Below are 26716 nucleotides of genomic sequence, written 5' to 3'. Positions count from 1 at the left end.
CCCTGAGAAAGAACACTGCAGATTGAGCAGTTTACACTGTGTTGCACCTCGCGCCTGAATTCACCCATGCGTATACGATTACAATTCTCAGGAACCCAAAGAGGCCATTCTTGCAACTGGATATTTTCACTCTTTACGTTGCGATAGCCCTTGTAAACCTTGCCAGTGCGGCATTCTTTGCGCTATTTTTTGCCAGTTCGGCCCCCAAGTCATCAGAGATACGGCTTACCGCTGCACTAATGGCACTAGCCCAAACGCTCTTTGGGACCGGCCTCGCCCTCATTTCGGTGCGTACCGCTCCACCGTTCTTTTACAGCGTTGAGATAGCAAATTTCTTCTTCATACTGGGTTCGGCATTAAGAGTATCAGCCATCGCTGCATTTTTTGGTGAACGGCGATTTATTACCTTGTCTGTCGCTTATGCGATCGGATGGCTTTTATTCCTGCAGTTTCCCTTTTTTGCCGAAGATGTATCGCTTCGGGTTGTGTATGCAAATAGCCTGACCGTGGTGCTGGATTGCTATCTGATCTGGATGTGCTTTCGACACCGGAACGAGCCTTTGGTAAGCTCCTGGGTGCTGGCAGCCGCATTCCTGGTTGAGGTCATTGCGCTGTGCATTTTCATCCTGAACTTCTGGACGTTCCAGCCCGGCATTTCGATTGAGCGCGGATACGGTGCATTCGTAATTCTTGTCTTGGTGACCGCCCTGCTCTCGAATGTCATCCTATCGATCTCGGCGCTTGCCATGATACTCGAAAGGACCCAGAACCAGATCAAGCGGCTCGCGATGCAGGACATGTTGACTGGCCTGCCTAACCGGCGTGCCTTTTTCGCCGGTTTTGATCGAATTATCGAACAAAACCGCGGCAAGAAGATCGGATACGCGCTGGCAATTTTCGATATCGATCACTTCAAGCAGGTCAACGATACTTACGGCCATGCATGCGGAGACCAGGTCCTTGAACTGCTAGGTCAAATCTGCAGGGAAAACGCCCCTCCGGGCTCCCTGTTTGGCCGCCTGGGAGGAGAAGAGTTCGCGATGCTGGTACCCGAAGCGCGAGCCGAAGCCGCCGCGACCCGTATTCAAGACATTCAGGAGAAGTTCGCCTCGGCGAGCCAAAAGGCGATCAACGCACAAGGAAGCATTACACTGAGCTGCGGGATCATCGACTGCAAGACGGAAACCCCGGCCCACACCGCCATGGAATTGGCAGACCAATGTCTTTATGCCGCAAAAAGAGCGGGGCGAAATCAGATCATCATGAGTTCGGAAAACGAAACGGCATTCAGCAGGCGCTCAGGTCAACACGCATGTAAGTGAAACCGGACATATCAGCCATTCCGCGTTTGGCGCAAACGTGAAACTCGACAGGCGGGGGGGCGTTGGCTCAGCGAACCTGGTCGAGAATACGTTTGCACTCCAGCAACTCGAACAGAGTCGATTGCAAATTGCGCAGATCGTCCTTCGACAGGGCATTGCCACCCGAAGACGCGCCTGCTCCATCATGACCGCCACGCAGACGCTCAATAATCCGAAAGCCGCCGGATTTGGAGCTGCCGGAAGCCTTATCGTCCACATTGTCGGGCAACAATCCCTTCGGCAGCGGTTCCGCTTCTTCGGAAGCCCGCTCCGCCGCCAATGTGTCGTCATCCTCGGGACTGGAAGTGGTCTGCAACGGCTTGCGCTTCGCCGCCTCTTTGTCGGCCATATTGGCCAGCACCGGAACCGGCAATCCGTCGGCCTTCCAGACCTGCATGACAAAACGGCCGCCCTGTTCCTTCAGGATCCGCTGGACACCCTTGATCGTGTATCCCTCGCCGTAAAGCAGATGACGAATGCCGCGCAGAAGCTCCACGTCATCAGGGCGGTAATAGCGCCGTCCGCCGCCACGCTTCAGCGGCTTGATCTGGGTGAAACGCGTTTCCCAAAACCGCAAAACATGCTGCGGAAGATCCAGATCCTCCGCAACTTCGGAAATGGTTCGAAAGGCGTCCGGGCTTTTTTCCTGGGAACTCATGCGGGATCGGCCGGGCTCGGGTTACTTATCGTTGGAAAGCGCTTCATTGATACGCTGTTTCAAGACATTGCTCGGCTTGAACACCATCACGCGCCGCGGTGAAATCGGCACTTCCTCACCCGTCTTCGGATTTCGGCCGATCCGCTCGCCCTTGGAGCGCACGACAAAGGATCCGAAAGACGACAGTTTCACGGATTCCCCGGTCACCAGGCAATCGGAAATTTCCGAAAGAACCCGCTCCACGAGCTCCGAGGATTCGGTTCGGGACAATCCCACTTTCTGATAGACCGCTTCACACAGGTCTGCGCGGGTTATCGTCTTGCCGCCCATGTCCCCTCCTTGGCGATGGTATCGATCTCGCTGATATTGCAGGCAAACTAATTTGACGCCGTACGGTATTGCTTCCCGGGGAAGCGGTCAACAGGAAGTACTGTTCACTGCAATATTATCGTCTTTCAACAGTTTTTGATTTGCTGGGATCGACGTCACACCCTCAGCAGAACGGAGCCCCAGGTAAAGCCCCCGCCCATCGCTTCCAGCATCACCAGATCTCCCGGTGTCACCCGGCCATCCTTCATGGCCGTGTCAAACGCCAACGGGATGGACGCGGCAGACGTGTTTCCGTGATCCTGAACCGTGGTTACGACCTTTTCCGGCGCGATTCCAAGTTTCTTGGCACTCGCATCGATGATGCGCTTGTTCGCCTGGTGCGGGATGAACCAGTCAAGATCGTCTGCAGCGGTTCCGGTCGCCTTGAAGGCGTCTTCGATCACGTCAGTGATCATGCCCACCGCATGCTTGAAAACCTCGCGTCCTTCCATCCGCAAATGACCAGTGGTCTGCGTCGAGGACGGGCCGCCGTCAACATAGAGCTTTTCCTTGTGACGGCCGTCGGAGCGCAGATGAGACGTCAGTATGCCACGGTCTGACACCGTACCGCTGCCCTCGCCCGCTTCCAGAACCACGGCACCGGCACCATCGCCGAACAGCACACAAGTCCCCCGGTCATTCCAGTCCAGAATCCTTGAAAAGGTCTCGGCACCGATCACAAGCGCGCGTTTGGACAAACCTGCACGGATATAGGCGTCCGCCGTCGTCAGCGCATAGACAAAGCCAGAACAGACCGCCTGCACGTCGAAGGCCATGCCGTGATGGATGCCAAGACCTGCCTGGATTGTCACAGCCGATGCCGGAAAGGTGTTGTCAGGAGTTGCCGTGGCAAGGATGATCGTATCAATCTCCTGAGCGTCAAGGCCCGCGCTTTCAAGCGCAGCCTGAGCCGCTTTCAGCCCCAGATCGGACGTCACCTCGCCTTCGGCCGCTATGTATCGCTGCCGGATGCCGGTCCTTTGAACGATCCACTCGTCCGACGTGTCGACGATCCTGGTCAGATCTTCGTTGGTCAGGCAATTTTCAGGCAGATAGCTGCCGGTTCCACGCAGGATTGAACGAATAACGCTCACAGATCACCTTTAGAAGTCGACGCGGCCGTATCGAAGCGGCCACGGTGGTAGTGCACAAGATCCTGGGCGATCTTATGGGTCAGTTCATTGCGGACCATGTCATAAGCCAGATCGATCGCAGCCGCATACCCTTCGGCATCAGTACCGCCATGGCTCTTGATCACGATTCCGTTCAGCCCGAGAAACACACCGCCATTCACCTTGCGCGGATCCATCTTGGCCTTGAGCAGATCAAAAGCGTTTTTCGCAAAAAGGTAGCCAAGCCGGGACATGAGCGTCCGCCCCATCGCGGACCGCAAATACCCCCCAATCTGTTTGGCGGTGCCCTCGGCGGTTTTCAAGGCGATGTTCCCGGCAAAACCTTCTGTCACGACGACATCAACAGTTCCCTTGCCGATATCGTCACCCTCGACAAAGCCGGCATACTCAACCGAGCGCAGCGGGGTTTCCCGCATCAACCGTCCGGCCGTACGAACCTCTTCAAGGCCCTTGACCTCTTCAACGCCGATATTGAGCAACCCGACTGTCGGGCGCTCGATCCCGAACAAGGCACGTGCCATGGCGCCACCGAGGATCGCGAAATCGATCAATTGCTGGGCATCCGCGCCGATCGTGGCCCCCACATCGAGAACGACCGATTCACCACGGGTGGTGGGCCAGATCGCTGCGATCGCGGGCCGCTCGATATTGGCCATGGTCCGCAGGCAGAACTTGGACATCGCCATCAGCGCGCCCGTGTTGCCGGCCGACACAGCAACAGCAGCGTCACCCGTCTTCACCGCTTCGATCGACCGCCACATGCTCGAACGCCAGCGCCCCTGCCGCAAGGCCTGGCTTGGCTTGGTATCCATCGCAATCGCGACATCGCAATGCTGAAATGTCGACGCTTCGCGCACCCGCGGGTACTTGTCGAGAAGCGGCTTGACGATACTCTCGTTACCAAACAGCTGGTAACGGATATCGGGATGCCGGATAAGCGCGATTTCGGCACCTGGAATAACCACGTCGGCACCGGAATCTCCGCCCATGACATCCAGGGAAATTGGAATGGTTTTCGCCATCAACCAGGTCTTTTGAAGTCTCGTTCAGAAGGGATCGAAGAGAAGGCTTTCCAAAAAAACACCGGCAAAACCGGACCTGAGAAAGCCAGTAAACGCGGGCGCAACATACCTGTTTCCAGCAGCGAAACAACCGTTTTCAGCGACCCGCGCAATGGTTTCAGTGTGAAACTACGCCTCCCCTTCCGGCTTGAGCTTGGCGAGAGCTGCAAATGGTGAAGGCCTTTCGTCCGGTTCTGCTTGTGTTTCCTGCTCCGAAATCTGGAAGGAGACGCCCGGTTTTCTCGGAAACGGATCAAGACACAGGGCAAGTTGCTCACAAATCACTGCCCCGAGGTCAATAACGCCGTCAATCATCACGTCGGGCGGATCCAGCGTCTCCAGATCAATCTCGATTTCGCCATCAGAATTGAGGTCTCTCGGGCGGCGCGACCGGACTGATACCGGCTCAAACGTCCGGTCAATCTCTTCAAGGAGCGTTTGCTCGAAGTCTTCAAGGCTGACGACACATTGGCGGATAAGCTGCGCCCGGATCGTGCCGCTGACCCGAGCGCCGGCCTTTTTCCAGGGGGACACGGTCAAACGTGCATTGAGGCTCTTCAATTCGCCAAGATTATAGGCATCGGCGATGCGCGCAAGCGCAGCAGCATCCGGGGCCACATCATAGTCCTTCGAGGCGTCGCCCTGGCGTTCGGCGTTGATCTTGAATGAAAAGGGGAAGTCTTTGTCGGTCATTGTTACGCTTTATTATCCGGTCCGCTCAAATCACGGCCAAGAAATCCGGCCGGGTCCGGCCAGTCGAGATCACCGGAGACAATTTTGCCAATTTCCTGGGACGCCAGTTTCTTGTCAGCCTCCAGCATGTAATGCGCGAGGGCAGTTTGCGCAATCGGCTCCGGCCGGTCTGGGAAAACGTTCCGGCCAAGCGCATCGGCCAGTCCGTCAACATCCTTGCCTGTCAGAAGCGGGGTATAGGCATCAGCCCGTCCATAAAACGCCTCCCCCATGACCTTGACCTTTTTCGGCACGCGCGTATCGGTTACCCCCATTTCCCGCAGGGAGGCATCCATGTCGGCAAAAAACAGATCAAAAACGCCCTGCCCGAACTCCGCAACCTTCTTGTTTTCGCCCTGAAGCCTGCGAAAAAACAGAATGGCATGAACAAGAATCATGTCATACCGTCCGTCAATCGTATCGGGAACAAGGTAGTCCGAGTAGAATACGGGTTGCCGTGCTTGAGCCACGATCCCGGAATAGACCTTGAGCTCGGTGTCGCGAGACCGGCGGCGAAAAAGGCCAAAGAGCATTCATCACTTCCTATTTGTGGTGTTGCGTTGTGCCCTATCCCACGTTAGGGACGTTGCCAAGAATGTATGACAACTGGCCGTTGCTTCAAACGGCGCCACAGGAAGACTTCCATGACGTTTAAGGCCCACGCCCTGATCATCCCGCTTCTTGTCAGCCTGCCGCTGGGCGGATGTTTCACGCAGACCTACACCCACGGGCATGTCATTACAAATGATATGCTGTCCCAGGTCCAGGTCGGGTCCAGCAAGGAACAGGTTGAACTGGTTCTCGGAACCCCGTCGACCACGTCAAAGCTGAACGGCGACGCTTATTACTATATCTCCCAAAAATCGCAGACGACCGCGTTTTTTGCGCCGGACATCGTCGACCAGCGTGTCGTTGCGGTCTATTTCGACGAGGACGGATTTGTCCGTGATCTCGGCAATTACGGCATGCAGGACGGCAAGGTCGTAGACTTCGTGACCCGCAAGACCCGCACCGGCGGCGCCGATTACGGCTTCCTGACCCAGGTTCTGCGCGGCGCTCAAAACCCGAGCCTCGGCCTCTGAGTTTTTGTAAATAGCATCTCAAAGCCCCGGATGATCCGGGGCTTTCTTGTTGTTGCCGGATCAGTGTGCCAAAATCGCCAGCAGCAACAGCGCGACGATGTTTGTGATCTTGATCATCGGATTGACGGCGGGACCGGCTGTATCCTTATAGGGATCACCGACCGTATCGCCGGTCACCGACGCCTTGTGCGCATCAGAACCTTTTTTATGGGTCACGCCGTCCTTGTCGGTAAATCCGTCCTCGAACGACTTCTTGGCATTGTCCCAGGCCCCGCCCCCGGCAGTCATGGAAATCGCCACGAACAAGCCTGTGACAATGACACCCAGCAGCATGGCCCCGACCGCGGCAAAGGCATCTGCCGGAGTGGCCACAATCCGCACGACATAGAAGACCACGACAGGCGACAGAACTGGCAACAGCGAGGGGATGATCATTTCCCGGATTGCTGCCTTGGTCAGCATGTCGACTGCGCGTCCGTAGTCCGGCCGCTCCGTTCCCTCCATGATACCGGGCTTTTCCTTGAACTGGCGGCGCACCTCCTCAACGACGGCACCCGCAGCCCGACCGACTGCAGTCATCGAAATGCCGCCGAACAGGTAGGGGAGCAAACCGCCGAACAACAATCCGGCCACGACATAGGGATTGGACAGGTTGAAGAGATTGGTGACGTCGATGCCTTCAAAAATCGAGCCCGGCTGCGCGTTGGCCGCAAAGAATTTAAGATCCTCGGTATAGGCGGCAAACAGCACCAATGCCCCCAAACCCGCCGACCCGATGGCATAGCCCTTGGTCACCGCCTTGGTCGTATTCCCGACCGCATCAAGCGCATCCGTGGTTGAGCGCACCTCGTCAGGGAGGTTTGCCATCTCCGCTATTCCACCTGCGTTGTCGGTCACCGGCCCGAAAGCATCGAGCGCCACCACCATGCCCGCAAGCGCCAGCATGGTGGTAACCGCAATGGCGATGCCGAACAGCCCGGCGAAGGCATAGGTCACCAAAATACCGATGATGATGATGATCGCGGGCAGCGCCGTGGCTTCAAGCGAGACGGCCAGTCCCTGAATCACATTGGTGCCATGCCCGGTGACCGAGGCCTGAGCGATTGACCGGACCGGTCGGAAGTTTGTCCCGGTGTAATATTCGGTGACCCAGATGATCAGCCCGGTCACGACCAGTCCCGTCAGGCCGCAGAAAAACAGATCGCGGGCGGTGAATGTGGTTCCGCCGGTCGTGGTGTACTCCGTGTTGAACCCGAGCCAAAGAAAGGTGATGATTGCCAATGCGACAGCAGACAAGACGGCTGTTGCGATAAAGCCCTTGTAGAGCGCCCCCATGATCGATTGACTGGGTCCGAGTTTCACAAAGAATGTGCCTATGATTGAGGTCACAACGCAGCTTGCCCCGATCAACAAGGGCAGGAACATCAATTGTTCGGCCTGATCGCCGGTAAAGAAGATCGAGGCAAGTACCATGGTCGCGACAATCGTCACCGCGTAGGTTTCGAACAGGTCCGCCGCCATCCCGGCACAGTCACCGACATTGTCACCAACATTGTCTGCAATCGTTGCAGGATTGCGCGGGTCGTCCTCGGGGATACCAGCCTCCACCTTGCCAACCAGATCCCCACCGACATCGGCCCCCTTGGTGAAGATGCCGCCGCCCAGCCGGGCAAAGATCGAAATGAGTGATGCGCCGAAGCCGAGCGCGACTAGAGCGTCGATGACGGTCCGCTCTGTCGGCAAATGCCCGACTGCAGCAGTGAGGATTGCAAAATAGACCGCAACACCGAGAAGCGCGAGACCGGCGACCAGCAAGCCCGTCACCGCCCCGGACTTGAAGGCGATCTCAAGGCCTGCACTGAGTGACTGGCTTGCCGCCTGGGCGGTGCGCACATTGGCCCGAACCGAGACCATCATCCCGATAAAACCGGCAGCCCCCGACAAGACCGCGCCAATCAAGAAGCCGACAGCAGCGGTTCCCGACAACAGCCACCACGCCAAAAAAAAGACCACCGCTCCGACGATGGCGATGGTCGTATATTGCCGTGTCAGGTAGGCCTGCGCCCCCTCCTGGATCGCGCCGGCTATCTCGCGCATTCTGGCGTTGCCGGCATCTGCCGCCATCACCGACTGAATCGCCCACCCCCCATAGGCGATCGACAGGAGTCCGCAGATGATAATCACCCAAAGCTCGCTCATAGTTCCTCCCTAGGCTATGGCGCGCCGTCTGTTATCCGTTCGCTCCGGCCCGCCCCGCGCATTTGCCAATGGCAACATGCGTCAACACGCCGCAGGATAGCAGCATAATTCACGGGGTCGTCAAGCAAGCTTTACAGTATTTGCAGTTTTGACAATGCCGGAGACAACTTCTCAGGACCTTTTACGCCCCTGCGTAATCTTTGCGCCCAGAGTATCAAACGGCAAGCGCTGCCTTTCGCTCATGACGCAGGAGCCAGCCAAGAAGGCCAAGACACAGCACAACAAACGGAAACACCAGCCAGTTGACGGTCGACCAGCCGAACGCATTGAGCAACGCGCCGGAGGAAAACGACGCGGCCGCGACAAAGCCGAAGACAAGAAAGTCGTTTGCCGCCTGAACCATATTGCGCTCTTCCGGACGATAGGTATCGGTCAGCATGGCGGTTGCGCCGATAAACCCGAAGTTCCAGCCAAGGCCCAAAAGAATCAACGCGCCCCAGAAATGCGCAAGTTCAATGCCCATCAGAGCCACGATCGAGCATCCGGCAAGCAGCGCCAGTCCGATGGATACAATCCGCTCCTTGCCAAAACGGGCGATCAGATTGCCGGTAAAAAAACTCGGGCCAAACATTGCCAGAACATGCCACTGGATCCCGAGTGCGGCATCCGTTTCGGTAAATCCGCATCCGATCATGGCGAGCGGTGTGGCGGTCATGACCAAGCTCATCAATGCGTAAGAGCAGATCCCGCAAGCTGCCGACACAAGAAATCTCGGTTGCCTGATGATTTGCGTCAGAGGCCGCCCGCGTGCATCACTGGATTTCGGCCTGGGTGGCTTTGGGATTTGCAGGAAAACAAGCAGGGCCAGTGCAATCAGGGACAGCCCGGCTTGTGCAAGATAGGTCCCTGCAAACAGGATCGGATCAAAGAAATCCTTTGTCGCAATCACGGTTTGCGGCCCGACCACCCCGGCCAGAACGCCACCGGCAAGCACCCAGGAGATGGCCTTCGGCTTGAATGCATCGGTTGCCGTATCGGCGGCTGCAAACCTGTATTGCTGAACGAAGGCCCCGGCGAATCCGCTCAACGCACAGGCAAAAACGAACAGGGAAAAGACGTCGCGAAACACCGCATAAGACGCCAGAAAACCACCCAAGACGCCAATCAGCGCGGCACCCATAAATCCGAAACGGCGGCCATAACGGCGCATGATCATACCGGCAGGAAGCGTACCGAATGCCGTGCCCAGAACCATGGCCGAAACCGGCAGGGTCGCCAGAGCCTTGTCATCAGTCAGCATCATGTAACCGACCAGAGGACCGGTCGCGATCACAATGGATGCGGACGCTCCGCCAATGGCTTGCGCCAGCGCTAGCAAGACCGCATTGCGACGGGCCAGCCGGTCATTGGTGAAGATGGCGCTTTCCGCAATAACAGACATATCCGTTTCCGGTTGGCACTATAAACTATCACAATGCCTACATGACAAAGCAGCCGGAGACAGCCCCTCATTTTCAGGGAAAGCCTCGGGCTGCTTCAAAAGTGCCGGAAACCGTCCGCCGCGCCAATGGAGAGTATTGTCCCGTTTTCGCTTGCCAAGACTTGGCCCGAACCGGGCTGGGCTTCGCCGATCAGGGTCACCGGGCACTGCGCCCGCCCGGCTGCTGCCTCGAATTCCGCCGCTGTCGTCTCCGGCACGGCCGCAAGGATCTCGTAGTCATCACCGCCACCAAGGCAGCGCCTGAACATCTGCTTGTCCGCCGCCTTGATCGCCGCGAGGGCGTTTGAAACGGGAAGATCTTCGAGCCGCAGATGCAGATCAACGCCTGACGCCGCAGCCATATGCGCGGCATCGGCAAAGACGCCATCCGAAATGTCCATCGAGGCTGCAGCAAAGGCTTCGATTGCCGGTGCAAGCGTCACGCGGGGTTGAGGCAGGAGGTAACGGTTCAGAACATGTGTCTCCTGTTCCGCATTCAATCCGTAGCGGGCTGAAAAACCCGGGTCCAGCCGTGCTTGAAGACCCGCCGCAGCATCGCCCAGCGTGCCGGTCACGTATATCCGGTCCCCGGCTCTTGCACCACTGCGGCGGACCGCCCGTCCTGCCGGAACATCCCCGATTGCGGTGACAGAGACTTGAAGACCGTCGCCCGATTTGATCGTGTCACCACCAAGCAAGGTCACGTCAAATGCGGCCTGATCACCGGACAAACCACCGCAAAACCGCCTCAGCCATTCCGCGTCCCAGTCCCGGGGCAAGGCCAACCCGAGGAGGTAGCCGCGCGCGCGCGCGCCCTTTGCCGCCAGATCCGACAGATTGACCCGCAGCGCCTTGGCTGCAATTGCTTCTGGCGGATCGGATGAGAAGAAGTGCACGTCCGCGGCCAGCATGTCCTTGGTCAGCACCAGATCCCGGCCGGACGGAGCTTTGAACACCGCCGCATCATCGGTAAGCCCGACGCTACCGGGGTCACTGGCCAGCGGAGCGAAATAGCGCTTGATGAGTTCGAACTCGCCGGGCCGGTCTTCGGCCATGATTACGACCCGCTGCCGGCCTTCGACCCGCCAAGGTCAGCCGAACGCAGCTCATGCGCCAAACGGTCAAGTACCCCATTGACGAGACCGGGCTCATCAGCCTCGAAGAAAGCCTTGGTCACATCGATATACTCGGAGATGATCACCTTCGGCGGCACATCCTTGCGGCGCAACAGTTCAAAGGCACCGCAGCGCAGGATCGCACGCAACAGGCTGTCGATGCGCTTGAGCGGCCAGTCCTGAACGAGAGCCGTATGAATGAACGGGTCCAGCATGCGCTGATCATCCACCACACCGGACACAATGGACTTGAACCATTGCTCGTCCGCATCGCGGTACTGTTCACCGTCCAGCTCCTTGCCGAGGCGGAAGGCGGTGAATTCGCTGATCACACTGCTCAACGGGGCTTCGGCCACGTCCATCTGATAAAGTGCCTGGACAGCCGCCAGACGCGCAACGCCCCGCTTGTTTGCGGGACGCACGTTATTGGAACCGGACGGTTTTTGTTCGACCTTGTCGGTCATCTTTTTCTATACTCCCAGGCGCTCGCGAAGCTGGACCATTGCCAGCGCGGCTTCAGCCGCCCCGCCGCCCTTGTTCTTTTCGGTTACCTTTGCGCGGGCCCAGGCCTGTTCCTGATTTTCGACCGTCAGAATACCATTTCCGACCGCCAGATCTGCGTCAATCGCCAGATCCATGACAGCCCGTGCAGATTCGTTTGCGACAATATCGTAATGCGAGGTTTCGCCGCGAATGACACATCCAAGCAGGACAAAACCGTCATAGAGCGTGCCGTCGCCCTCCATCGCTGTCAGGGCCATGGAAAGGGCCGCCGGGATCTCCAAAACGCCAGGCACTGAAACCCGGTCATAGGTCGCACCGGCTGCTTCAAGCGCCTGAATAGCCCCTTCGGCCAATGCGTCGGCCAGATCGCCGTAAAAACGGGCTTCGATAATCAGGATATTCGGTGCTGCGCTCATGAGATCCAACCAACTCTTGAAAGGCCGCGACAGGAACCATACCCGCCGGGGTTTGTCCATCCCGTTTCCCGCGCAGCTGGGCTGCACCGGCGGCGGGCTTCCAAACTTGTAAATGTGTGGCCCTGCCTTACGCGGGCTTTGCGAATTCCGCAAGACGTGCGGCGTATCTTGCCATCATGTCCACTTCAAGATTGACCGCATCGCCAACATGCCGGGCGGACCATGTGGTCACTTCAAGCGTATGAGGGATCAGGAACACCGAAAACAGATTGCCGTCGGCCTCGTTGACCGTAAGAGACGTTCCATCCAGCGCCACCGAGCCCTTCCGCGCGATAAACGGCGCCATTTCGTCCGGGGCCTCGAACTGAAAATAAACGCTGTCTGGATGGTCCTCGCGCTTTGTGATGCGCGCAAGTCCGTCCACGTGCCCCAGCACCAGATGGCCACCCAATTCGGCTCCCATCGACAAAGAACGCTCGAGATTGATTTTATGACCGGCTTGCCACGCCCCGACAGTCGTCAAAGCCAAGGTTTCTGCGCCCGAGTCGACCTCGAACCAGTGCCCCCCGGCATCTGTTCCCTTGGCAACAACCGTATGGCATGGGCCGCCACAGGCAATCGACGCGCCAATATCGATCGTGGCCGGATCATAGACCGTGCGGATGCGGGTTCTCAATCCGGCTGGTATCTTGTCGACGCTGAGGATCTCCCCAAGGTCACTCACAATGCCTGTAAACAAAAACTCAGCCTCCACGCCGTCTGAGATATTGATAAGTGTCCCGGCCAACATGACCGGCATCAATCCGGTGAAACTTGGGGTCTTTCAAAACCCGTTCAAGGTCGAGCCCGGCAAGGGCCGGAATACCCTCCGGACCGATCTCGACGTCGCCGGTGACAACGCACAGGTCGTCAACCACATCGGCCTCGACAAAAGCCCGGGCGATATGCGCGCCACCCTCCACCATCAACCTGGTTATGCCACGTGCTGCCAGAGCCCCCAAAATCACCTTGGGGTCGATGCCGTGGTCGGTCGCGGGCACCCTTATCACCAGCACACCGGCGGCACTCAGCGCCTGCACTTTTTCCCTTTCGGCGTCATTGCCGCAGAGCAACCAGACCGGCACGTCAGGACTGGTACGTGCCAGATTTGATGTCACAGGCAAGCGCGCCTGCCGGTCCACAATCACACGAACCGGAGACGAACTCTTCATACCCGGCAGGCGGCAGGTCAATTGCGGGTCGTCCGCGACAGCCGTACCGATCCCGATCAGGATGGCATCGTGAGTGGCACGATAGCCATGCACATGGCGCATGGAGAGCGGGTTGGAGATCTTCACCTGCCCCTCCCCGGTTCGACCGATGCACCTGTCTTTCGATACGGCCAGTTTCAGGAACACGTTGGGCTCCTGGGACGTGATGCGCGATGTGAAACCAGCATAAAGGATTTCGCATGCCTCTCGCTGCACTCCGGAGATCACTTCAACACCGGCATCCTGCAACATCTTTTCCCCGCGTCCGCATACACGCGGGTTGGGATCCAGCATGCCGATCACAACACGTGCAACACCTGCCTCAATCAGGGCGGCGGAACACGGCGGTGTGCGCCCGTAGTGGGAACAGGGCTCCAACGTAACGTAACAGGTTGCCCCCCGCGCTTTTTCCCCGGCATGGCGCAGCGCATGAACTTCAGCGTGCGGACCACCGGGAGGCGACGTCAGACCACGCCCAACGACCACGGGCCTGCCTTTTTCATCGGTCTGAACAATGAGGCAGGCGACCGGTGGATTGGGCCATACCTTGCCAAGACCGCGCCGTGCAAGACGCACCGCAGCGGACATGAACCTTGAATCCCTTGAAGAATCAAACGGCATCGTGTTTCCCGGCAATGACGGATTGGGATCAGTTGTCTTGAAGAGACTGACCGTCGGGGACGCTCAGCTCGTCGAGAAGCGCTTCGAAGTCCTTGGCTTCTCTGAAATTCTTGTAGACAGATGCAAACCGCACATAAGCAACATCGTCAATGCCCTTTAGGCCTTCCATGACGTGATTGCCGATCATCTCTGCAGGGATGTCGCTTTCGCCCGAGCTTTCCAGCTGGCGCACGATCCCGCTGACCATGCGTTCAATACGTTCCGCTTCGACAGGACGTTTTCGGACCGCGATCTGAACCGACCGCATCAACTTCTCGCGATCAAAAGGGACCCGGCGCCCCGACCGTTTCACGACCATCAATTCGCGCAGCTGCACCCGTTCAAATGTGGTAAACCGGCCGGCGCAGGTCGAACAGACCCTGCGCCGGCGGATAGCCGTGTTGTCCTCGGTGGGGCGGGAATCCTTTACCTGGGTATCTTCCCCACCACAAAAAGGACAGCGCATTCATGTCTCCAGCTTTCAAGCGGCTTTCAGGAAGCCTCAAGCTGGGTATATCGGGAACCGGCCGGTCAGCGCAATCACCTTGGCCTTCACAGCCGCTTCAACAACCGCATTCCCCTCTTCGGAATTGGCCGCCTTCAGGCCATCGAGCACCTCGGTGATCAGAAGGCCAACTTCGCGGAACTCCGCCACACCGAACCCGCGGGTGGTTGCTGCAGGGGTTCCCAGACGAATGCCGGAGGTGATCATCGGCTTCTGTGGATCGTTCGGAACACCGTTCTTGTTGCAAGTGATGTTGGCCCGGCCAAGCGCCTTTTCAGTGTCACGCCCGGTCAGCATTTTCGGCCGCAGATCCACCAGCATCAGATGCGTGTCGGTGCCGCCGGAGACGATCTCCACACCACCGGAGCGAAGCGTTTCGGCAAGAACCTGAGCGTTTTCACGCACGCTTTTGATGTAGGACTTGAAGCCCGGATCAAGAGCCTCACCAAAGGCAACCGCCTTGGCAGCAACCACATGCATGAGCGGGCCGCCCTGCAGACCCGGGAAAACCGCGGAATTGATCTTCTTGGCGATCTCTTCCTTGTTGGTCAGAACCAGACCGCCGCGCGGCCCACGCAGGGTCTTGTGCGTGGTGGTGGTTGCCACATCGGCATAGGGGAACGGGCTCGGATGCTCGCCAGCGGCCACAAGGCCGGCAAAATGCGCCATGTCGACCATCAGGTAAGCACCAACCTCGTCAGCAACTTCGCGGAACTTGGCGAAGTCGATCTGACGGGAATAGGCCGACCCACCCGCAATGATCAGCTTGGGCTGGTGCTCCCGCGCCAATGCGGCGAGCGCGTCGTAATCGATCAGGCCGGTCTGCGTGTCGAGGCCATACTGAACGGCATTGAACCACTTGCCCGACAAGTTCGGTTTGGCACCGTGGGTCAGGTGGCCGCCTGCGTCGAGGCTCATACCCAGGATCGTGTCACCCGGCTTGATCAACGCCAGAAACACCGACTGGTTTGCCTGAGAGCCTGAGCTTGGCTGAACATTGGCAAAGTCGCACCCGAACAGCTTCTTGGCGCGGTCGATGGCAAGATCCTCCGCGATATCAACATATTCGCAGCCGCCATAGTAGCGCTTACCGGGATAGCCTTCTGCATACTTGTTGGTCAACACCGACCCTTGTGCATCCAGAACTGCCTTGGAGACAATGTTTTCCGATGCAATCAGCTCGATTTCATGCTGCTGCCGGCCAAGCTCCTTCTGGATGGCACCGAAGAGTTCCGGATCGGCATCCGCAAGACCGCGGGTGAAGAAGTCCGAATATTGTGTCTGGCCGGTTTCGGCATCTGTCAGAGACATGGCACCATCCTTGTCACATGATTTTTTAAGATCGCACCGGAGGTCCGGTGGAGGTCCGAAGAACGCTGCCAGCTCGCCAGCCAGCATGGTTGAGGCTCGAACTAGCATGACTGCAAGAAACAACCAAGAGCCATACCGACGCGGCGCGCTCTCAAAACGACAGGCGGCCGCACACCGGATTTCTGCTAGAAGGTACCGAAGCCGCGGCCATCCTTCTTGCGAAACGGATCCGGCTCAACTTTTTCCCGCTCCAGACGACGCTGCAGCTTACGGACCGCCAGCTGCTTCAGATCATGCTCGGAGGCCTTGAGTGGCCCGAATACGACCACCTCGACGCCCGACGCGCCGTCAATGGCCGTGACCCGGACCTGCTGACCGATGCGTTGGTACTCAAGATAGATTTCGCCCGCACGCGGAGCGGTAGATGTCATGGCAACTTCATCCCGCACACTGTCCTTCAAGAAACAGGAAAGGCACGGACTTCGTTAAAATGCAACAAGCGGGAAGCCGTGAAGAACCTCCCGCTTGCGCAAATGAACTGCCGCCCGGCAAGTCAAACCGTCACAGGCGCGCCTGTGTACCCGCCTGTGACGCACCATAGAGATCATCTCGGTCATAGATGTCCTCGCGGAAATGCACGACACCGTCGGAGTTTGCCCAGGCGGTGATGTAGGTCATGTGAAGCGGAATGGTCGACTTCAGCTTCACGTCCTCACGTGCGCCGGTCCGGATCACCTCGTCCACACGCGTCCGATTCCAGTCCGGTGTTGTGGATTGAAGCAACCATGTTACCAGCTCGCGCACATTCTGAACGCGCACACACCCGGAAGAATGGAACCGGTAATCAGACCCGAACAGCGTCTTGGAGGGTGTATCGTGCAAATAGACCTGATGTTTGTTGTGGAAGTTGATCCGCACCGAGCCAAGCGAATTGATCTTGCCCGGATCCTGCCGGAAGCGGTACTGGGTAGCTTCATCGGTGTTCCAGTCGATCTGTTGCCAGCTCAGCTCGTTGTCGTGCCAGTCAAGGATCCGGATATCATTCTTTTCAAGATATTGCGGGTCTTCCTTCATCTTTGGGATCAGATCCTTGCGGATGATGGATACCGGCACTGTCCAGTAAGGATTGAAGTTCAACTCGTAGATCTTGCTGTCGAGGATCGGTGTCTGCCGGTCGATCTTTCCGACAACGGCGGTATGACGGGACCGCACGCGGCCGTTTTCGACCGCCTCGATTTCAGCCGCCGGAATGTTAACCATGACATAGCGGTCCGGGAAGTCGCCCGACATGTTCTGCATGCGCTCGAAATTCATTTCGAGTTGCCGCAAGCGGACATAGGCCGGAACATTCAAGGCCTCGACCGTACTTTGCCCCAGCACGCCATCCGGCATCAGGCCGTGCCGCAATTGAAACCGGCGCAGAGCTGCATCGACATATGAGTCGAAAGTGTTCGACAGTCCGGCAGTCTGCTCCAGATCACCGGACACCATCAAGCGCTGGCGCAGTTCGACGACACGCGGATCGCGGGCGCCGATGCGAATCGGTTTTCCGCCTGCCGACACGGTTCCCCAGCCACCATACTGCACAATCTGGGAATACCGGTTGATCGCAACCGCAATATGGTCGGCGGTGCTGGCCGACAGCGTTGGCGCCCCTGACTGCATGGCCTGCAGTGACTGAACGGTGTTCTGGAAGTTGTCTTCCCATTCCACCCGCTGATTATACTGGCGCATGGCTTCCAGCGGCGATTCCGCAGAAGCCGATGCGGCTGTCCCGAGCCCGGACGCAAGGGATGCCGCCGCCAGAAGCGCCGCGTGCGCCAGAGATCTAAGATGCCGGTTGGCATTTTGACGGCAATCCGGTCGTTTCCGGACAGGAACCATAATTCACCTCGTACAAACAATGAGCCAAATGAATCCGCAAAACCACGATCTCGCGCGTGCTGGCTCGGGCGAACTCCGGCCAGTTCAAGTTTGACCCATCAGGATTAACAAACTTCCCTTATGCTCGCCAGATACGCGAACCAGACAGTCTTAACAATTGTTCATCTCCGGCAGGCGACCAGAAAACGCCGGATTGTGTCCAGATCATGTCATGCGTGATCACATCGCCGTGCCCGTCCGCCAACCCGCCCCATTGAGGCTGTCTGTATCACATCCTCGGCGCAGCACCTGTCTCCAGACCGCTCATTTTCACCCGGCCCCACGCAAGTATTTGACGATGGCAGAGAAGTCTTGCGGAGCACCGCCAGAATTGCAGAATAGCGCATAAAGCGCAGCCGCCTGCGCTCCCAGTGGCGTCGCAGCTCCGGAACTCGCAGCCGCCTCCTGGGACAATTTCAGATCCTTCAGCATCATGGCAGCCGCAAATCCTGGCTGATAGTCTCTATTGGCGGGAGATGCCGGCACCGGACCCGGCACCGGACAATAGCTTGTCAATGACCAGCACTGACCGGACGCTGTGGAGGATATGTCGAACAGCTTTTGCGCCTCCAGACCGAGTTTTTCCGCCAGAACAAAAGCCTCGCTCACGCCGATCATGGAAATACCGAGGATCATGTTGTTACAGATCTTCGCGGCCTGTCCCGTTCCATTGCCGCCGGCATGAACGATGGTCTTGCCCATGATCTCGAGAAATGGTCTTGCGGCTGCAAAAGCCTCATCGCCGCCGCCGACCATGAATGTCAGGGTTCCACCTGCCGCTCCGCCAACACCACCAGAAACCGGGGCATCAACCATCGGCATACCCATGTCTTCTGCCGCCTTGGCAACCGTGCGGGCGCTGTCGACATCGATTGTGGACGAATCGATCAACAAGGCACCGGGCTTCGCTGACGCAAGCACGCCTCCCGCGCCCATGTAGATGTCCCGCACATGCCTGCCCGCCGGCAGCATGGTTACAATGACGTCAGCCTGCGCCACGGTTTCAGCAACGCTGGCACCCCGTGTCCCACCGGCCTCCTCCAGCCTGCCGAGTGCTTCTTCCGCCAGATCGAAACCGATGACCGTATGCCCCGCCTTCGCAAGATTTGCCGCCATCGGACCGCCCATATTGCCGAGCCCGATAAAACCGATCCGAGATGCCATTGGTTCCTCCCACAGTTGATGCCTTTACGGCTTTTGGAAAACAGAGCTGTCAGGCAAAAGCCTATTGCTTTTGCCGCTCGCTGCGCCCGCTCAAATAAAGAAGCAGCAGATAGACCGCGACAGTCGCGAGATAAAACGCGATCTCGTAGGGCCGCTGCCCGAATAAACCTGCAAAGGCCGTGTGAATAACGATCTGCGCGGCAACGCGGAACAGCCACATCACTGTTCCCCAGGAAACGGTCAACCAGAGTCCGATGGCAGCCACCAGGTCGAGGACAGCAAAAAACACCGTCACCGCCTGCCAACTGATCGGCATGTCCCAGAACCAGACCCCGCGCCACGGCACGATGCCGATGATACGGGCCCAGTGGATGATACCGGCAACCAGCAGCAACACGGCCATCAGCCGCAAGTACCAGACCAGCACCGCCTGCCACGGCGGCCGATTGCGCAAAAGCTCGTCAAAGCTGGTGATCATGGCGTGCTCCGTTAAGGAAGCGGAAGATCTCCGCATTCAGGCTCTGCGAAATATGCCGCCAGATCGTCGTGATCCACTTCGTCAAGGGTGTCCGGAGACCAGTTCGGTTTGTGATCCTTGTCGACCAGAACGGCACGCACGCCCTCGAAGAAATCATGTCCTTTCAAAACCTGATTCACAATCCGGAATTCGAGCTTCATGCAATCTTCGAAGGGGAGTTCCTTTCCGCGTTTCATCTGCTCGAATGCGAGATGGACGCTGGTTGGCGATTTTGCCCGAATGGTCTCCGCCACCTTGGTCGACCAGTCACTTTCATCGGCAGCCAGACACGCCATGATGTCCGCGACACTTTCCTCGCCAAAAGCCGCTTCGATGATTTCGGCATATTCCAGCAAGGGTGCGGGTGCGGGTTCGGGCTCGCTCTCATCCCGGTACTCTGACAGGATCTCGTCGATGTTTCCGGGAGCCTCAAGAGCGCGGGAAAGCTCTCCAAGATCAACACGTCTTACGGTATGCGTAAGTATCCCCGTAGCCATGGCGTCCGCCTGCTTGAGGCGCCCTGCGGTCATCGCACAATAAACACCGACATGATGCGGCATGCGCGGCAGGAAATAGGTGCCGCCCACATCCGGAAAGAATCCGATCCCGGTCTCTGGCATGGCAAAGGTCGTGAACTCCGTACCCACCCGGTAGGCACCGTGCACCGACACGCCAACACCGCCGCCCATCACGATCCCGTCGATCAGGGCGATATAGGGTTTCGGGTAGCGCTTGATCTTTGCGTTCAGGAGATATTCGGCCCCGAAGAAGTCCGCGAGGTGACCGGTCTTGCCTGCCTTCTTGTCCTCATAAATGCTGCGGATGTCGCCGCCGGCGCAAAAGGCCTTTTCGCCCTTCCCCGTGATGACCACCCGTTCGACTTGCGCGTCAGTTGCCCATTTGTCGAGCTGCTCCGACAAGGCGCGGACCATTTCAAAGCTGAGCGCATTGAGCGCCTTGGGCCGGTTCAGTTTGACAAAACCGGCGCAGCCACGCCGCTCGAACAGGATTTCGTCACTCAAAAGTCCACTCCGGGTTCGGGAGAATTCGACAAGGTCTAAAGGGTTATGTCTTCAGAAGCTGGCGCGCAATGATCAGGCGCATGATTTCATTCGTCCCTTCGAGAATCTGATGCACACGCACATCCCTCAGAAACCGCTCGACCGGATAATCGCGCAGATATCCATATCCGCCGTGAAGTTGCAGAGCTTCATTGACAACATTAAAGCCCGTATCTGTTGCGAGGCGTTTCGCCATGGCCGCGAGTTTTGTCGCATCAGGCGCCTTGCGGTCGACCTGCCCGGCTGCCTTGTGGAGGAGCAGGCGCGCAGCTTCGAGTTCGGTCGCCATATCCGCAAGCCGGAACTGCAGCGCCTGAAATTCTGCCAAGGGTTTTCCGAACTGCTTGCGCTCTTGAAGATAGGATACGGACCGGTCCAGACAGGTTTGCGCCGCACCGAGCGAACAGGCCCCGATGTTCAGCCGCCCGCCATCAAGCCCGGCCATGGCGATCTTGAAGCCCTCCCCCTCGGCTCCGATGCGATTGGCCTTGGGGACCCGGCAGTCCTCGAAATTCACTTGCGCAGTTGGCTGGCTTTTCCAGCCGAGCTTCACCTCCTGCGCACCGAAACTCAGGCCCGGCGTATCCTTGTCGATCACCAGACAGGAAATGCCGGATGGTCCCTCGTCACCGGTGCGCACCATGGTGACATAGACATCGCTGACACCACCGCCCGAGATGAAGGCCTTGGATCCGCTCAAAATATAGTCGTCGCCATCATCTCTGGCTCTGGTCCGCAGGCTGGCCGCATCCGACCCTGCCCCCGGCTCGGTCAGGCAGTAGCTTGCAAACTGCGTCATTGTGCAAAGATTTGGCAGGTATTTCTCGCGGATCGCTTCACTGCCATAGGTGTCGATCATCCAGGCGGCCATGTTGTGGATCGAAATGTAGGCCGCAGTCGAGGTGCACCCCTTTGCCAATTCCTCGAAAACGATAGCCGCGTCAGTGCGGGTCAGGGCCGAGCCGCCAACATCCTCGTGCACATAGATCCCGCCAAAACCGAGACCGGCCGCCTTGCGCAGGGTGTCAACCGGAAAGACACTGTTTTCGTCCCACTCACGGGCGAAGGGCTCCATTTCGTCGCGGGCAAATGCCGCCGCCATATCCTGAATGGCGCGCTGCTCCCCGGTGAGCGCAAACTCCATGACCTTATCCTCCCGTTGCCCGTATCATTTGTAGGCGAAGTCGTGGTGCTTTCGTTGCCAACAGGCCTATCCAGTTTTGACGTAAACGTCAATTAATCCAGAATTCTGCAAGTATTATTGCGGCATCCCGGCATATTGGATTGGAAATACCGCCATGCTAGTGTCGCGCTCCAATTCTGCACCCTCGTGTCGGCTCCCAAGTTGCAACAAGGTACTCTTCGAAATGTCCTCTATACCGCGCCCCGTATCCCTGACCTCAACGGACATGGACAATATCCTGGGGGGGCGCAGAATGCGCCGCAACCGCAGAACCTCTTGGTCGCGCCGTCTTGTCCGCGAAAACCATCTGAGCGTGGACGACCTGATCTGGCCGGTCTTCATCGTATCCGGCACTGGCGTTCGCGAGCCTGTCCCCTCCATGCCCGGCGTCGAACGGGTTTCAATCGACGAAGCAGTCCGGGACACGGAACGTGCGCAAGCCCTCGGCATTCCCGCCCTCGCCCTGTTCCCGAACACCGATCCGGACTTGCGCGACCCGCATGGCTCCGAAGCCTTGAACGAGAACAACCTGATCTGCTCGGCCTGCCGCGCCATCAAGCAGGAAGGGTTTGATGTCGGGTTGATCACTGATGTCGCACTCGACCCCTATACCAGCCACGGGCATGACGGATTGATGGAAGGGGACGCCATCTTGAACGACGAAACCGTGGTTCAACTGGCCAATCAGGCGGTGCTTCAGGCTCAGTCCGGTGCCGATGTCATTGCGCCCTCCGACATGATGGACGGACGGGTGGCCGGCATTCGCAAGGCCTTGGATGAAAACGGCTTCCGGGACCAGCAAATCATGGCCTATTCGGCCAAGTATGCCTCCGCTTTCTACGGTCCCTTCCGCGATGCCGTCGGCACAAATGCGACACTTGTCGGCGACAAGCGTACCTATCAGATGGACCCGCCGAACACCGACGAAGCCATTCGGGAAACCGAACTGGATCTTGAGGAAGGCGCGGACATGATCATGGTCAAGCCTGGTATGCCCTACCTCGACATTATCCGGAGGCTGAAGGACGCTTTTGCCGCCCCCACCTACGCTTATCAGGTCTCCGGCGAATACGCGATGATCATGGCCGCCGGACAAAACGGCTGGATCGACAAGGACCGCGCCATGATGGAAAGCCTGATTTCCTTCAAACGGGCCGGTGCGGACGGCATCTTGACCTATTTCGCGCCCAAGGTTGCCGAAATCCTGAAGCGGGGAGTGTGAGCGTGGTGGCTACAGACACCCTCGAAGGTCCCGCTACATCACATGTCAGCATCGACGGGATCCGGCATGCCGCCTGGCTGATGGAAACCGCTATCCTTAAAACGCCCTGCCTGCCGGCCCCGCGGCTCTCCGAGCTCACCGGTGCTGAAGTCTACGTCAAATACGAGAACATGCAGGTCACCGGCTCGTTCAAGGAGCGCGGAGCTTTAATCAAGCTGCTTTCCCTGACCGCAGAGGACAAAAGGCGCGGTGTCATCGCCATGTCGGCGGGCAACCACGCGCAAGGCGTGGCGCGGCATGCCCAGCTTCTGGGCATTCCGGCCACCATTGTCATGCCGGAGACGACCCCGTTCGTGAAAATCGCGGCGACGAAGGCTTTCGGTGCCCATGTCGTTCTGGCAGGTGAAACCGTCGATGAAGCCCGCGCGGAAGCCGACCGGATCGGAACCAGGCAGAATCTCACCTGGGTGCACCCCTTCGATGACCCCCATGTGATCAACGGTCAGGGCACCATCGCGCTCGAAATGCTGGCCGATGTTCCAAATCTGGAAACGCTTGTCGTCCCCATCGGCGGGGGCGGCCTGATTGCCGGAATTGCAACCGCAGCCAAGGCCCTCAATCCGGACATTGAGGTTGTGGGCGTGGAAACGGTGCTTTATCCGGGCATGTGGGGACATTTCCACGACAAGGAAGTCCAATGTGGCGGCGCCAGCATCGCCGAAGGTATCGCGGTGCGCGATTTCGGGCTGCTGACCCGGCAAATTGTCAAGGACACGGTCGACGACATCATCCTCGCCAAGGAAAGCACCATTGAACAGGCCATCAACGCCTATCTGACCATGCAGCGCACGGTGGCTGAAGGTGCTGGAGCCTCCGGGCTTGCCGCTCTTTTGACAGATCCGGACCGGTTCAAGGGCCGCCGGGTTGGTCTTGTCCTGTGTGGCGGCAACATCGACCCCCGCCTTGTGTCCTCGATCGTGATCCGGGAACTCGCACGCGCCGGACGCCTGGTATCGATCCGCATCGACACACCGGACAGACCGGGCGTGCTTGGAGAAATCGCAGGCATCATCGGTGGTTTGAAAGGCAATGTGGTCAATGTCGCCCATCATCGCCTGTTCCTGAATGTCCCCGCCAAGGGCGCGACCCTCGATGTCACTTTCGAGGCCTTCGATGCAGCCCATGGCACGCAAATCGTCGAGGGATTGCGCGAATACGGCTACACGGTCCGCCATGTGGATGTGACGGAATCAATCGACACATGAGCATATTGCGCTGCCCGGAAAGATTGCAATCCGGGCAAGCCAAACCCACATCAGGACCGAAGTGAGCAGAGGAGTCACCATGTCCGCCGACTATTCGGGCACGCCAGTCCGCGAGACCGTCTATGATCCGTTTACCCGTCCGGACCTGTTTGAAGGTGTGCGGACCCGCCGGATCTTTGCATTTTTCGTTGATGTGATCGCCATTTCGATCCTGATCGTCGTGGCTGCCGTTGTCGTTGGTTTTCTCGGGATTTTTACGCTTGGGCTGGCTTGGCTTGCTTACGCAATCCTCGCGCCAGCGGTTGCCCTGCTCTATATCGCGTTCACCTTGGGCGGCCCGGAGGCGGCAACGCCCGGAATGCGCGCGATGGGGCTGGAAATGCGGTTGTGGTATGGCGCCCGTCCCTATCCCCTGCTTGCCACCATGCATGCTCTGATCTTCTGGTTCTCCATCAGTTTCCTGACACCATTGATCCTGCTTGTTTCGCTGTTTTCGGAAAGAAAAAGGCTGCTACACGACATTGCCCTCGGCACCGTGGTGATGAACTCGGGTGCTCTTGAACGCTAGCACCCCCACAGCTTTGCGGCACTTCCCGCCAGAGACAACACCTTTCCCCGCCATTTTTTACGAGGCGCTTCCTTTTTCGGTGGTGCCTGTTCTAGAGTGCCGCGTCCGGCAAATGCCGATCTGAATACGGGCAGATTTATGCAATCAATTGACATTGCGATGGCCTTGACCTTTGTGGTTCTTGCGTCGACGGTTGTTCTGTACGCTTTGGAAAAATACGCAATCGAGCTTGTCGCGCTTGGATCCGTTGCAGCCTTCCTTTGTATTTTCACGATCTTTCCGGTTGCCACGAGTAGCGGGACTGTTGGCGCTTCGGAGTTTCTGGCTGGATTTGCCAACCCCGCCCTGATCACGGTCATCTGTCTTTTAATCATCGGCCAGGGGCTGTTTCAAACCGACGCCCTTGAACCGGCAGCCAAGTACATCGTCAAGTGGTCCCGTGGCCGGGCTGGCTTGTCGATTTTTTCGGTTCTTGCAGCTTCGCTGGCCTTGAGCGCATTTTTGAACAACACGCCGGTCGTGGTGATGTTCCTTCCGGTTCTCAGTGCAGTTGCAGCTACACTTGGCCGGTCATCATCCCGTGTGCTGATGCCGTTATCCTTCATGGCCATTCTCGGCGGAATGACAACACTGATCGGGTCATCAACCAATCTTCTGGTTGCCGAAGTCGCGGCCCAGTCTTCGGATCTCGAGCTTGGCTTTTTCAGCTTTACCCCGATCGGAGCCCTGATGGCAGTTGTCGGGGCCGCCTATGTCCTGTTTGTGATGCCACGCCTCCTGATGCCACGCAAGACCATGGCGGAGGAAATACAGGGCACGTCCGGCAAGCAGTTCATTGCCCAGATCAACATCACCTATGGCCATCCGCTCGTCGGCGTGGAAGCGGTTTCAGGCATGTTCCCGGCCTTGAAAGACATGACGGTGCGCCTTGTGCAACGCGGCGCACAACCAATTCTGCCGCCTTTTGAAAACGTCACACTGCAACCCGGCGATACAGTGATCGTGGCTGCAACCCGGACCGCGCTTGCGAACGCGCTTGCCAGGCGCCAGCCGATCATGGAACCGGGTGCAGACGGACAGGCTCCTGACTCGGACATGCACAACGCAATGGCCGGAACGATGACCCTCGGCGAAGTGGTTGTGGCCCCAGCCTCCCGGTTGATGGGCCGGACCCTGCCGCAATCAGGCTTCTATTCCCAAACGGGATGCGTGGTGATGGGCATTCAGCGCCGCAGCCGGATGCCGCGCATGGCCATGAACGATATTCGCCTGGAAGCCGGCGACGTCCTGCTAGTGGCTGCAAGCGCAGACCGGATTTCGCGTTTGCGCGGAAGCCGCGATGTTTTGCTGCTCGACTGGTCAACCGCAGAAGTACCACGGCGGGTTTACGCCCCGCGCGCCCTTGCGATCTTTACCGCCGTCGTCGCACTGGCCGCCTTCGACATCCTTCCGATTGTCACCGCATCCATTGCCGGAACCTTTGCAATGATCGTTTCCGGCTGCCTGAACACCCGGCAGGCGATCCGCGCAATCGACAGCCGGATATTCATGCTGGTCGGCGCTTCGCTCGCCGGAGCCGTTGCACTGGAAACAACCGGAGGCGCGCAGTTGATTGCGACCTCGTTGGTCGACGCGCTCATGGGGCAGTCGCCGGCCATCATTCTGTCAGCCATGTTTTTCATCGTGATGGTCCTGACAAACTTCCTTTCGAACAACGCGGCCGCAGTCCTTTTCACGCCGATTGCCCTCAACATGGCGAACCAGCTGGGACAGCCTCCCGAGGCCTTTGTGGTTTGCCTCATCATCGCGGCCAACTGTTCGTTTGCAACTCCGATCGGATATCAGACCAATTTGATTGTCATGGGCCCCGGCCACTACCGGTTCTCGGATTTCCTGCGCGCCGGGGCGCCGCTTGCGGGCATTTTATGGTTGACCTTCTCACTGGTAGCCCCATGGTATTATGGTCTTTGAAGGCAT

27 protein-coding genes are annotated in these 26716 nt (G+C 58.2%); 6 read left to right on the top strand and 21 right to left on the bottom strand.

Annotation, left to right across the window (positions count from 1 at the left end):
• Window positions 1-110: 110 nt before the first annotated feature.
• A complete protein-coding gene (locus E1297_RS17395; protein WP_155140481.1) occupies window positions 111-1322 on the top strand; it encodes a diguanylate cyclase in 1212 nt (403 codons plus the stop codon).
• Between the two features lie 67 nt (window positions 1323-1389).
• Here E1297_RS17395 and E1297_RS17390 read toward each other — a convergent pair whose 3' ends face one another.
• From E1297_RS17390 to E1297_RS17365, 6 genes are all read right to left on the bottom strand, one after another.
• Window positions 1390-2019 carry a MerR family transcriptional regulator gene (locus E1297_RS17390; RefSeq protein WP_155140479.1) on the bottom strand — a complete coding sequence of 210 codons (630 nt, stop codon included), beginning with the start codon at window positions 2017-2019 and terminating at the stop codon, window positions 1390-1392.
• Between the two features lie 21 nt (window positions 2020-2040).
• Window positions 2041-2349, bottom strand: a complete 309-nt coding sequence (locus E1297_RS17385) for an integration host factor subunit alpha (RefSeq protein WP_155140476.1) — start codon at window positions 2347-2349, stop codon at window positions 2041-2043.
• Window positions 2350-2504: 155 nt separating this feature from the next.
• On the bottom strand, window positions 2505-3482 hold the full coding sequence (locus E1297_RS17380) for a beta-ketoacyl-ACP synthase III (protein ID WP_368669599.1): 978 nt from the start codon (window positions 3480-3482) through the stop codon (window positions 2505-2507).
• Window positions 3479-4543, bottom strand: coding sequence for a phosphate acyltransferase PlsX (plsX, locus tag E1297_RS17375; RefSeq protein ID WP_155140474.1), 1065 nt, complete (start codon window positions 4541-4543; stop codon window positions 3479-3481). Before plsX ends, E1297_RS17380 begins: the two co-directional genes overlap by 4 nt.
• 168 nt (window positions 4544-4711) lie before the next feature.
• On the bottom strand, window positions 4712-5275 hold the full coding sequence (locus tag E1297_RS17370) for a DUF177 domain-containing protein (protein ID WP_155140472.1): 564 nt from the start codon (window positions 5273-5275) through the stop codon (window positions 4712-4714).
• Window positions 5276-5277: 2 nt separating this feature from the next.
• Window positions 5278-5847 carry a ubiquinol-cytochrome C chaperone family protein gene (locus E1297_RS17365; protein ID WP_155140470.1) on the bottom strand — a complete coding sequence of 190 codons (570 nt, stop codon included), beginning with the start codon at window positions 5845-5847 and terminating at the stop codon, window positions 5278-5280.
• 111 nt (window positions 5848-5958) lie between these two features.
• Between E1297_RS17365 and E1297_RS17360 the strand changes: the two genes are divergently transcribed.
• Window positions 5959-6396, top strand: a complete 438-nt coding sequence (locus E1297_RS17360) for an outer membrane protein assembly factor BamE (RefSeq protein ID WP_155140467.1) — start codon at window positions 5959-5961, stop codon at window positions 6394-6396.
• Between the two features lie 60 nt (window positions 6397-6456).
• On the opposite strand, the gene E1297_RS17355 is transcribed toward E1297_RS17360, so the two are convergent.
• The 15 genes from E1297_RS17355 to E1297_RS17285 form a co-directional block, all read right to left on the bottom strand.
• Window positions 6457-8595, bottom strand: coding sequence for a sodium-translocating pyrophosphatase (locus E1297_RS17355; protein ID WP_155140465.1), 2139 nt, complete (start codon window positions 8593-8595; stop codon window positions 6457-6459).
• Window positions 8596-8809: 214 nt separating this feature from the next.
• Entirely contained in the window at window positions 8810-10036 is a 1227-nt protein-coding gene (locus E1297_RS17350) for an MFS transporter (RefSeq protein ID WP_155140463.1), read from the bottom strand.
• A 95-nt stretch (window positions 10037-10131) separates the two neighbouring features.
• On the bottom strand, window positions 10132-11130 hold the full coding sequence (gene thiL, locus E1297_RS17345) for a thiamine-phosphate kinase (RefSeq protein ID WP_155140461.1): 999 nt from the start codon (window positions 11128-11130) through the stop codon (window positions 10132-10134).
• Between the two features lie 2 nt (window positions 11131-11132).
• On the bottom strand, window positions 11133-11654 hold the full coding sequence (gene nusB, locus E1297_RS17340; protein ID WP_155140459.1) for a transcription antitermination factor NusB: 522 nt from the start codon (window positions 11652-11654) through the stop codon (window positions 11133-11135).
• Between the two features lie 6 nt (window positions 11655-11660).
• Window positions 11661-12110 carry a 6,7-dimethyl-8-ribityllumazine synthase gene (gene ribH / locus E1297_RS17335; RefSeq protein ID WP_155140457.1) on the bottom strand — a complete coding sequence of 150 codons (450 nt, stop codon included), beginning with the start codon at window positions 12108-12110 and terminating at the stop codon, window positions 11661-11663.
• A 127-nt stretch (window positions 12111-12237) separates the two neighbouring features.
• The gene (locus tag E1297_RS17330) at window positions 12238-12849 is read right to left on the bottom strand and encodes a riboflavin synthase (protein WP_155140455.1); all 612 of its coding nucleotides are present in this window, start codon (window positions 12847-12849) and stop codon (window positions 12238-12240) included.
• 4 nt (window positions 12850-12853) lie between these two features.
• Window positions 12854-13981, bottom strand: coding sequence for a bifunctional diaminohydroxyphosphoribosylaminopyrimidine deaminase/5-amino-6-(5-phosphoribosylamino)uracil reductase RibD (gene ribD, locus E1297_RS17325; protein WP_155140453.1), 1128 nt, complete (start codon window positions 13979-13981; stop codon window positions 12854-12856).
• A gap of 28 nt (window positions 13982-14009) precedes the next feature.
• Entirely contained in the window at window positions 14010-14486 is a 477-nt protein-coding gene (gene nrdR / locus E1297_RS17320; RefSeq protein WP_155140451.1) for a transcriptional regulator NrdR, read from the bottom strand.
• 36 nt (window positions 14487-14522) lie between these two features.
• On the bottom strand, window positions 14523-15836 hold the full coding sequence (gene glyA, locus E1297_RS17315) for a serine hydroxymethyltransferase (RefSeq protein ID WP_155140448.1): 1314 nt from the start codon (window positions 15834-15836) through the stop codon (window positions 14523-14525).
• A gap of 185 nt (window positions 15837-16021) precedes the next feature.
• Window positions 16022-16267, bottom strand: coding sequence for a serine hydroxymethyltransferase (locus E1297_RS17310; protein WP_155140446.1), 246 nt, complete (start codon window positions 16265-16267; stop codon window positions 16022-16024).
• A 130-nt stretch (window positions 16268-16397) separates the two neighbouring features.
• Window positions 16398-17720: a murein L,D-transpeptidase gene (locus E1297_RS17305; protein ID WP_155140443.1), complete on the bottom strand. Its 1323-nt coding sequence runs from the start codon at window positions 17718-17720 to the stop codon at window positions 16398-16400.
• Between the two features lie 309 nt (window positions 17721-18029).
• Window positions 18030-18923 carry a 3-hydroxyisobutyrate dehydrogenase gene (gene mmsB / locus E1297_RS17300; protein ID WP_155140441.1) on the bottom strand — a complete coding sequence of 298 codons (894 nt, stop codon included), beginning with the start codon at window positions 18921-18923 and terminating at the stop codon, window positions 18030-18032.
• 61 nt (window positions 18924-18984) lie between these two features.
• The gene (locus E1297_RS17295; protein WP_155140439.1) at window positions 18985-19401 is read right to left on the bottom strand and encodes a DUF6163 family protein; all 417 of its coding nucleotides are present in this window, start codon (window positions 19399-19401) and stop codon (window positions 18985-18987) included.
• Window positions 19402-19412: 11 nt separating this feature from the next.
• Window positions 19413-20462 carry an enoyl-CoA hydratase/isomerase family protein gene (locus E1297_RS17290; protein WP_155140436.1) on the bottom strand — a complete coding sequence of 350 codons (1050 nt, stop codon included), beginning with the start codon at window positions 20460-20462 and terminating at the stop codon, window positions 19413-19415.
• 43 nt (window positions 20463-20505) lie between these two features.
• The gene (locus tag E1297_RS17285) at window positions 20506-21645 is read right to left on the bottom strand and encodes an acyl-CoA dehydrogenase family protein (RefSeq protein ID WP_155140435.1); all 1140 of its coding nucleotides are present in this window, start codon (window positions 21643-21645) and stop codon (window positions 20506-20508) included.
• Between the two features lie 265 nt (window positions 21646-21910).
• Between E1297_RS17285 and hemB the strand changes: the two genes are divergently transcribed.
• The 4 genes from hemB (at window position 21911) to E1297_RS17265 (ending at window position 26710) form a co-directional block, all read left to right on the top strand.
• Window positions 21911-22906: a porphobilinogen synthase gene (gene hemB, locus E1297_RS17280; RefSeq protein ID WP_155140491.1), complete on the top strand. Its 996-nt coding sequence runs from the start codon at window positions 21911-21913 to the stop codon at window positions 22904-22906.
• Window positions 22907-22911: 5 nt separating this feature from the next.
• A complete protein-coding gene (locus E1297_RS17275; RefSeq protein ID WP_368669597.1) occupies window positions 22912-24171 on the top strand; it encodes a threonine ammonia-lyase in 1260 nt (419 codons plus the stop codon).
• 79 nt (window positions 24172-24250) lie between these two features.
• A complete protein-coding gene (locus E1297_RS17270) occupies window positions 24251-24739 on the top strand; it encodes an RDD family protein (RefSeq protein ID WP_155140433.1) in 489 nt (162 codons plus the stop codon).
• Between the two features lie 138 nt (window positions 24740-24877).
• Window positions 24878-26710, top strand: coding sequence for an SLC13 family permease (locus E1297_RS17265; RefSeq protein ID WP_155140431.1), 1833 nt, complete (start codon window positions 24878-24880; stop codon window positions 26708-26710).
• The last annotated feature ends 6 nt before the right edge of the window (window positions 26711-26716 follow it).

This window comes from Roseibium sp. RKSG952 (genome assembly GCF_009711355.1).
The sequence above is the reverse complement of the archived record's forward strand: the minus strand, read 5'-3'. Positions and strand labels throughout refer to the sequence as shown.

What these genes read in the sequence shown, in the direction of transcription:
- E1297_RS17370 (WP_155140472.1), bottom strand. Translation starts at nt 5,275, where the DNA reads ATGACCGACAAAGACTTCCCCTTTTCATTCAAGATCAACGCCGAACGC.
- E1297_RS17270 (WP_155140433.1), top strand. Translation starts at nt 24,251, where the DNA reads ATGTCCGCCGACTATTCGGGCACGCCAGTCCGCGAGACCGTCTATGAT.
- nusB (WP_155140459.1), bottom strand. Translation starts at nt 11,654, where the DNA reads ATGACCGACAAGGTCGAACAAAAACCGTCCGGTTCCAATAACGTGCGT.
- E1297_RS17360 (WP_155140467.1), top strand. Translation starts at nt 5,959, where the DNA reads ATGACGTTTAAGGCCCACGCCCTGATCATCCCGCTTCTTGTCAGCCTG.
- E1297_RS17265 (WP_155140431.1), top strand. Translation starts at nt 24,878, where the DNA reads ATGCAATCAATTGACATTGCGATGGCCTTGACCTTTGTGGTTCTTGCG.
- E1297_RS17350 (WP_155140463.1), bottom strand. Translation starts at nt 10,036, where the DNA reads ATGTCTGTTATTGCGGAAAGCGCCATCTTCACCAATGACCGGCTGGCC.
- E1297_RS17285 (WP_155140435.1), bottom strand. Translation starts at nt 21,645, where the DNA reads ATGGAGTTTGCGCTCACCGGGGAGCAGCGCGCCATTCAGGATATGGCG.
- ribD (WP_155140453.1), bottom strand. Translation starts at nt 13,981, where the DNA reads ATGCCGTTTGATTCTTCAAGGGATTCAAGGTTCATGTCCGCTGCGGTG.
- thiL (WP_155140461.1), bottom strand. Translation starts at nt 11,130, where the DNA reads ATGGCCGAAGACCGGCCCGGCGAGTTCGAACTCATCAAGCGCTATTTC.
- ribH (WP_155140457.1), bottom strand. Translation starts at nt 12,110, where the DNA reads ATGAGCGCAGCACCGAATATCCTGATTATCGAAGCCCGTTTTTACGGC.
- E1297_RS17355 (WP_155140465.1), bottom strand. Translation starts at nt 8,595, where the DNA reads ATGAGCGAGCTTTGGGTGATTATCATCTGCGGACTCCTGTCGATCGCC.
- E1297_RS17365 (WP_155140470.1), bottom strand. Translation starts at nt 5,847, where the DNA reads ATGCTCTTTGGCCTTTTTCGCCGCCGGTCTCGCGACACCGAGCTCAAG.
- glyA (WP_155140448.1), bottom strand. Translation starts at nt 15,836, where the DNA reads ATGTCTCTGACAGATGCCGAAACCGGCCAGACACAATATTCGGACTTC.
- E1297_RS17310 (WP_155140446.1), bottom strand. Translation starts at nt 16,267, where the DNA reads ATGACATCTACCGCTCCGCGTGCGGGCGAAATCTATCTTGAGTACCAA.
- E1297_RS17295 (WP_155140439.1), bottom strand. Translation starts at nt 19,401, where the DNA reads ATGATCACCAGCTTTGACGAGCTTTTGCGCAATCGGCCGCCGTGGCAG.
- E1297_RS17305 (WP_155140443.1), bottom strand. Translation starts at nt 17,720, where the DNA reads ATGGTTCCTGTCCGGAAACGACCGGATTGCCGTCAAAATGCCAACCGG.
- hemB (WP_155140491.1), top strand. Translation starts at nt 21,911, where the DNA reads ATGGACAATATCCTGGGGGGGCGCAGAATGCGCCGCAACCGCAGAACC.
- E1297_RS17385 (WP_155140476.1), bottom strand. Translation starts at nt 2,349, where the DNA reads ATGGGCGGCAAGACGATAACCCGCGCAGACCTGTGTGAAGCGGTCTAT.
- mmsB (WP_155140441.1), bottom strand. Translation starts at nt 18,923, where the DNA reads ATGGCATCTCGGATCGGTTTTATCGGGCTCGGCAATATGGGCGGTCCG.
- E1297_RS17390 (WP_155140479.1), bottom strand. Translation starts at nt 2,019, where the DNA reads ATGAGTTCCCAGGAAAAAAGCCCGGACGCCTTTCGAACCATTTCCGAA.
- plsX (WP_155140474.1), bottom strand. Translation starts at nt 4,543, where the DNA reads ATGGCGAAAACCATTCCAATTTCCCTGGATGTCATGGGCGGAGATTCC.
- nrdR (WP_155140451.1), bottom strand. Translation starts at nt 14,486, where the DNA reads ATGCGCTGTCCTTTTTGTGGTGGGGAAGATACCCAGGTAAAGGATTCC.